7 protein-coding genes are annotated in these 6000 nt (G+C 72.7%); 4 read left to right on the top strand and 3 right to left on the bottom strand.

The features are described from left to right. Nucleotides 1-94: 94 nt before the first annotated feature. A complete protein-coding gene (locus ACESM1_RS15100) occupies nucleotides 95-751 on the bottom strand; it encodes a hypothetical protein (RefSeq protein ID WP_372621363.1) in 657 nt (218 codons plus the stop codon). A gap of 163 nt (nucleotides 752-914) precedes the next feature. Here ACESM1_RS15100 and ACESM1_RS15095 point away from each other — a divergent pair, with 163 nt between their 5' ends. The 3 genes from ACESM1_RS15095 to ACESM1_RS15085 all read left to right on the top strand — a co-directional run bounded on the left by ACESM1_RS15095 (nucleotide 915) and on the right by ACESM1_RS15085 (nucleotide 2887). Continuing rightward, a complete protein-coding gene (locus ACESM1_RS15095) occupies nucleotides 915-1463 on the top strand; it encodes a hypothetical protein (protein WP_372621361.1) in 549 nt (182 codons plus the stop codon). Between the two features lie 47 nt (nucleotides 1464-1510). Beyond that, entirely contained in the window at nucleotides 1511-2263 is a 753-nt protein-coding gene (locus ACESM1_RS15090; RefSeq protein ID WP_372621359.1) for a lytic transglycosylase domain-containing protein, read from the top strand. A gap of 108 nt (nucleotides 2264-2371) precedes the next feature. Continuing rightward, nucleotides 2372-2887: a TspO/MBR family protein gene (locus ACESM1_RS15085; protein WP_372621357.1), complete on the top strand. Its 516-nt coding sequence runs from the start codon at nucleotides 2372-2374 to the stop codon at nucleotides 2885-2887. Here the strand turns inward: ACESM1_RS15085 and ACESM1_RS15080 are convergent. Both ACESM1_RS15080 and ACESM1_RS15075 read right to left on the bottom strand, forming a co-directional pair. Then, nucleotides 2859-3791, bottom strand: a complete 933-nt coding sequence (locus ACESM1_RS15080) for a dihydroorotate dehydrogenase (RefSeq protein WP_372621356.1) — start codon at nucleotides 3789-3791, stop codon at nucleotides 2859-2861. The genes ACESM1_RS15085 and ACESM1_RS15080 overlap by 29 nt on opposite strands. Continuing rightward, nucleotides 3785-4603 carry a dihydroorotate dehydrogenase electron transfer subunit gene (locus ACESM1_RS15075; RefSeq protein WP_372621354.1) on the bottom strand — a complete coding sequence of 273 codons (819 nt, stop codon included), beginning with the start codon at nucleotides 4601-4603 and terminating at the stop codon, nucleotides 3785-3787. The genes ACESM1_RS15080 and ACESM1_RS15075 overlap by 7 nt, the downstream gene beginning before the upstream one ends. Before the next feature lie 95 nt (nucleotides 4604-4698). Here ACESM1_RS15075 and ACESM1_RS15070 point away from each other — a divergent pair, with 95 nt between their 5' ends. Continuing rightward, complete coding sequence (locus ACESM1_RS15070; protein ID WP_372621352.1) at nucleotides 4699-5994, top strand: Zn-dependent hydrolase; 1296 nt, start codon at nucleotides 4699-4701, stop codon at nucleotides 5992-5994. Nucleotides 5995-6000 lie beyond the last annotated feature (6 nt).

Below are 6000 nucleotides of genomic sequence, written 5' to 3'. Positions count from 1 at the left end.
TAGCGCCTGTGAAAGTGAAAGCGGATACCGATGATAGCCTTCGTGTATCAAAATTGCTGACTGCGGTGTGGGCGAGGAATACTCGGACAGGCTCCTAGCCGCGCGGCCGCCGCCGCGCCAGACGCAGCCCGAGCAGCCCGGCGCCCAGGATCGCCAAGCTCGGCGGCGCCGGCACCGCGGTGACGCGCACCTCGATGCTGTCGAGGGCGACGGCCTGGAACGAGCCGCCGCTAACGTCCAGCAGACCGACCAGGCCGGGCGCGAAGGCCTCGCCGGCGCCGATCACCCGCACCTCGTCGAAGCCGCCGCCGGAGAAGCCGAGATACTGCCCGTTCGTGCCGTCATGGGTGCCGAACAGCACCGGCGCGCCATTCAACCGCAGGTCGTACACGTAGCGGCCGAAGGTGCCGCCATTGCCGTGACCGATGAGGAAGCCGATCTCCTCGAAGTCGCTGCCATCCGCCATGGTGATGCGGGTGAAGCCGAAGCTGCCGCCATCGTGGTACCAGGCGCGGTTGCCCTCGCCGCCCCAGCCGACGAAGCCGGTCCAGACAACGGCGTTGACGGCCCGCGTGGCGATGCCGCCTTCGGTGTGGGTGGCGTCGAAGCCCGGAAAGGGCACGCTGCCCTCGAACCCGCTGAAGCCGGTCCGCGTGGCGGTGGGTATGAAGTCGGTGGTCCGCAGGAGCGGCGCCGCGGCCGCGCCGCCGGCGAGGCCGAGCATCACCATGGCAAGCCACAATCTGCGCATCAGCGGCCCCCTGGCGCGACGGTTGCGGATTCGAAGCGCCCTGCGCCCCGCCGCGCGGGTCAACGGCAATCCGGAAGCCGAAGACATTCCACGACATTTCGGGCCGTGCCCCGCCCGGCCGATGGGGTGGCGCAACCGGCCGACCTCGCCTATGCCGCGCCCCATGCGTGCCGCCCCGCTCCTGCTGCTGCCGCTCGCCCTCGCCGCCTGCGGACCCCGCTACTCGCCCGACGCCTATGCGACGGCCGCGGTGCAGCAGATGAACCGTGTCGAGCAGGGGGTCATCATCGGCCGCCGGCTGGTGACAGTGCAGGCCGGGGGCGAAACCGGCGCGGCCACCGGCGGCGCGGCGGGCGGCATCATCGGCTCCCAGGCGCCGGGCGGGAACATGTCCGGCGCGATCGGGGCGGTGGGCGGCGCGCTGGTTGGCAGCCTGTTCGGCACGGCGGCCGAGCGGGTGGCAGGCAGCACCACCGCCTTCGAATACATCGTGCGCAAGGCGGACGGCCAACTCGTCTCGGTGACGCAGCGGGACGAGACTGCGCTCGACATCGGCGAGCGCGTGCTGGTGATCGCCGGCAACCAGGCGCGGATCGTGCCCGACTACACCGCCCCGCCCGAGCCGCCGGCGCCCGCCGCGCCGCCCGCGCCGTCACTCGCCGTGCCGCCTGCGCCAACGCCCGACCCCGAGCCCCACACCACCAGCCTGTAGCCCACGCAAGTACCCCCTCCTGGCACGCGGCTTGCGCTGCCGGGGGCATGCACCGTGTCCTCCTGCTGCTGCTCCTGCTGCTCCCCCTGCCGGCACAGGCCGAGCCCGGACGGCTCTGCCGTGCCGCGATCCAGGCCGCGGAACGCGCTGCGGGCATCCCGGCGCATCTGCTGACGGCGATCGGGCGGGTGGAATCCGGCCGCCGCGACCCGGAGACCGGCACCTTCCATCCCTGGCCCTGGACCATCAATGCCGAGGGCCGCGGGCAATTCCTTCCCACCAAGGCGGCAGCGATCGCCGCCGTGCAGGCATTGCAGGCCCGCGGCGTCCGCTCCATCGACATCGGCTGCATGCAGGTGAACCTCCGCCACCACCCGGATGCCTTCCCGAGCCTCGACGCCGCCTTCGACCCCGCCACCAATGCGCGCTACGCTGCCCGCTTCCTGACGGAGCTGCGGCAATCCCGCGGCGACTGGCAGGCCGCGGCGGCGGCCTATCACTCGCACACGCCGGAATTCGCCGAGCCCTACCGGGCCCGCGTGCTGGCCGCCTGGGCGCAGGAGCAGGCCAGCCCACATCCGACGGTGCCGCTGCTCGCCGGCACCGCCACGGCCCGCCCGGCGGCGACGGCAGCCGTCGGCGGAGGTGGCGGGATGCTTTCGAACGGCGCGGAACGCGTGGCCCTGCCGACCGGCGGCGCCGGCCCGGCCGGGCGCGGGCTGGCGGCCTATCGCAGCCTGCCGGTGCCGATCACCGGCCGCCCACCCCTGGCCCGTGCGCTGCTGACGGCGCGGCGCTGAGACTTCAAATCGGTGCGGGGCGGTGAGCAAGGGCGCCGCCCATGGGTTGGAAGGCCATTCGCCGCTCGACAGCGGGTGGCGCATGCCACTAGTGAGGCCGCAATGGACATGACCTCAGCCTTGGCGCTGGCCGGCTTCGTGCTGGCCTGCTTCGCCGCCTCCTCGACCGGCGCGGTGTTCAAGCCGGGCGCCTGGTATGCGCGGCTGCGCAAGCCCTCCTTCAACCCGCCCGACTGGCTGTTCCCGATCGCCTGGGCGGTGCTGTACCTGAGCATCGCGCTGGCTGCCTGGCTGGTCTGGCGCGAAACCGGCTTCGGGCCGGAAATCCTGCTCTGGTGGGCCTCGCTGCTACTGAACGCGGCTTGGTCGTGGCTGTTCTTCGGCAGGCGTCGGATGGACCTGGCGCTGGGCGAGCTGGTGGTGTTCTGGATCTCCATCGCCGGCATGATCGCCGCCTTCGCGCCGGTGAGCGCCACGGCGGCCTGGCTGCTGGTGCCCTACCTCGTCTGGGTGAGCTTCGCCGGCCTACTGAACTGGACGCTGTGGCGGATGAACCCGGAGGAGAATGGCGCACCGGAGGAATTGCCGCCGGGTGCTACTCGGCGGCCGCAGGCAGCCGGGTAGGCAAGGCCGCGCCGGTCAGCGCGGCGATCCGGGCGATCCCCTTCCGGGCGCAGAAGTCGCGAAGGCCCTCGATCACGGCGGGCATGGCGGTGGGGCTGACGAAGCTCGCGGTGCCGACCTGCACGGCGGCGGCGCCGGCCATCAGGAACTCGATCGCGTCCTCGGCGGTGGCGATGCCGCCGACACCGATCACGGGGATGCGCACCGCCTGCGCGCATTGCCAAACCAGGCGCAGCGCGATCGGCTTGAAGCCCGGGCCCGAGAAGCCGCCCATGCCCGAGCCGAGCTTCGGCCGCGCCGTTTCGATGTCGATGGCGAGGCCGAGGATGGTGTTGGCCACCACCAGCGCATCGGCGCCGGCTTCCGCCACCGCGCGGGCGACCGGCGCGATCTCCCCGGTATTGGGCGAGAGCTTCACCCAGAGCGGCAGCTTCCCCACCGCGCGACGCATGGCCGCGGTGGCGGCGGCGGCCGGCTCGGGGTGCATGGCGAAGGCGCGGCCGTCCTCCTCCAGGTTGGGGCAGGAGATGTTGGCCTCGATGGCGGCGACGCCCGGCGTCTCGGCCAGCCGCTCGGCGGCCTCGGCGAAGGCGGCGACGGTGGGGGCGGAAAGGCTCACCACCAGCGGTGCGCGGAAGCGGCGCCATTCCGGCATGGCCTGGGCGATGAAATGGTCCAGCCCCTTGCCGGGGATGCCGATGGAGTTCAGCACGCCCGCCTCTGTCTCGCACAGCCGCGGCAGGGGGTTGCCGGCGCGGAACTCGGGCGTGACGGATTTCGTGACCAGCGCGCCCAGCGCATCCAGGTCGAACACCTGCGACAGCTCCGGCCCGAAGGTGCCGGACGCCGGCATCACCGGGTTCGCCAGTGTCAGCGATCCGATGCGGGTGGTGAGATCTACCATGCCAGCGCCGCCTGCAGGTCGAAGACCGGGCCCTCCGTACAGACACGCAGGTTGATCACCCCGCCCTCCGCATCGCGGATCTGCCGCACGCAGCAGAAGCACATGCCGAGGCCGCAGCCCATCTGCTGCTCCAGCGCCACCTGGCCGGCCATGCCGTACTCGGCGGAGAGGCGCTGCAACAGCAGGAACAGCCGGTTCGATCCGCAGGTGAACACCGCATCCGGCCGCGCATCGTCGAAGCGCTCGCGCAGCAGCGCCTCCACCCGCGCCGGGTCGGAGCTGCCATCGGCATCGAACACCGGCATGACCTGCGCGCCGGAGGTGCCGGCGAATTCCTCGGCCATCAGGTCCTGCGGCGCGCGGGCCGAGAGCACCGCCTCCACCGCGATGCCCATGGCCGCCGCCGCGCCGGTCAGCGGCGCCAGAGTGGCAAGCCCGACGCCGCGCGCCAGGATCAGGATGCGGCGCCAGCTCGGCTCCAGCGTGAACCCCCGCCCCAGCGGGCCGACCACCGACACAGCCTCGCCCGCGCGCAGCCGCGCCAGCGCGGCGGTGCCCTTCCCCTTTACATGCAGCAGGAAGCCGAGCGGCTGGCCCGCGCCGCAGCGCCAGATGCTCATCGGCCGGCGCAGATAGGGGCCGTTGCCGGCGCCGTCGCGGCAGAGCAGGTGGAAGAACTGCCCTGGCCGGCTGCGTGCCGAGAGCTCCGGCGCATCGAGCAGGATACGATGATAGCGCCGCCCGACCGGGGCGCTCTCGATCACCGTCACCGTCTGCTCGGCCACCGGGAAGGCGGCCGGTCCGAGATCCATGCAGGCTCTCCGTCCGAGGATGCGATGTTCGGGCTGGGGGTCGCGAAGTCAAGCGCGGCTTGCCCGGCGGCGCGGCGCGGGTGATGGTCGCGCGCATGGACCTGCCGGCCGCCTCACCGCTCGCCGTCGCGGACGATCTCGCGGCGATGGCACGCGATCTGTTCGCGGCGCTGCGCGAAGCCGATCACGACGGCGTGGGCATCACCCGCGAAACCTATGCCGCGGGCGAGACCCGCGCGATGCGTCGCATCGAGGCGCTTGCCCGCGAGGCCGGCCTGGACTGCGCCTGGGACGCGGCGGCGAATCTGCGCGTGACGCTGCCGGGCACCGACCCGGCGCTACCTGCCGCTGCCTGCGGCTCGCATCTCGACAGCGTGCCGCAGGGCGGCAATTTCGACGGCGCCGCCGGGGTGATCGCCGGTCTGCTGGCGCTGCTGCATGCTGCGCGCGCGCCGAGGCGCCCGCGCACGCTGCACCTCTTCGTGCTGCGCGGCGAAGAGAGTGCCTGGTATGGCCGGCCCTATCTCGGCTCCTCCGCGCTGTTGGGCATGTTCGACCCGGCCTGGCTTGATCTGCCCAACCTGCGCGACCCGGCGCTGACGCTCGGCGCCGCCATGGCGCGGGAGGGGGCGGAGGTTCCGGTGATCGCCGCGCGCACCCGGCTGCTGGACCCCGTCAGCCTCTCGCATTTCGTCGAGCTGCACATCGAGCAGGCGCCGGTACTGATCGCGCGCCGCGTGCCGGTCGGGCTGGTGTCCGGCATCCGCGGCAACCAGCGCCACCCGACCGCACGCGCGCTTGGCGAGGCGGCGCATTCCGGCGCGGTGCCGCGCTGGCTGCGCCGCGACGCGGTGCTCGGCGCGGCGGATTTCGCGATGCGGCTGGACGCCACCTGGCGCACGCTGCTGGAGCGCGGCGAGGACCTGGTGATGACCTTCGGCATCTTCACCACCGACCCACGCGAGCACGCGATGACGCGCGTGCCCGGCGAGGTCCGCTTCACCCTGGAATGGCGCAGCGAGAGCGACGCGACGCTCGATGCCTTCGGCGAACTTGTGCGGACCGAGGCCGCAGAGATCGCCCGCGAGCGCGGCGTGCGGATCGAGCTCGGTCCTGGCGTGCGCACGCCGCCGGCGTCGATGGATCCACGCCTGCTAGCCCATGCGCGCGCGCTCTGCACGCGCGCCGGCATGCCGCACGAGGTGCTCGCCAGCGGCGCCGGCCACGATGCGGCGATCTTCGCCAATGCCGGCGTGCCGAGCGCGATGGTGTTCGTGCGCAACGAGCACGGCAGCCACAACCCGCGCGAGGCGATGGAATTCGACGACTTCCTGCACGGCGCCGCGGTGCTGCGGGAGATCCTGCTGACCGGCGACGAGGCGATTCCATGATGCCTC

The sequence above is a fragment of the Falsiroseomonas sp. genome (genome assembly GCF_041690465.1).
Classification (GTDB): domain Bacteria; phylum Pseudomonadota; class Alphaproteobacteria; order Acetobacterales; family Acetobacteraceae; genus Falsiroseomonas.
Note: the sequence above shows the minus strand (reverse complement) of the source record. Positions and strands in the feature narration are given on the sequence as shown.

Coding starts and splice junctions, on each gene's coding strand:
- ACESM1_RS15100 (WP_372621363.1), bottom strand. CDS start 751: ATGCGCAGATTGTGGCTTGCCATGGTGATGCTCGGCCTCGCCGGCGGC.
- ACESM1_RS15095 (WP_372621361.1), top strand. CDS start 915: ATGCGTGCCGCCCCGCTCCTGCTGCTGCCGCTCGCCCTCGCCGCCTGC.
- ACESM1_RS15090 (WP_372621359.1), top strand. CDS start 1,511: ATGCACCGTGTCCTCCTGCTGCTGCTCCTGCTGCTCCCCCTGCCGGCA.
- ACESM1_RS15085 (WP_372621357.1), top strand. CDS start 2,372: ATGACCTCAGCCTTGGCGCTGGCCGGCTTCGTGCTGGCCTGCTTCGCC.
- ACESM1_RS15080 (WP_372621356.1), bottom strand. CDS start 3,791: ATGGTAGATCTCACCACCCGCATCGGATCGCTGACACTGGCGAACCCG.
- ACESM1_RS15075 (WP_372621354.1), bottom strand. CDS start 4,603: ATGGATCTCGGACCGGCCGCCTTCCCGGTGGCCGAGCAGACGGTGACG.
- ACESM1_RS15070 (WP_372621352.1), top strand. CDS start 4,699: ATGGACCTGCCGGCCGCCTCACCGCTCGCCGTCGCGGACGATCTCGCG.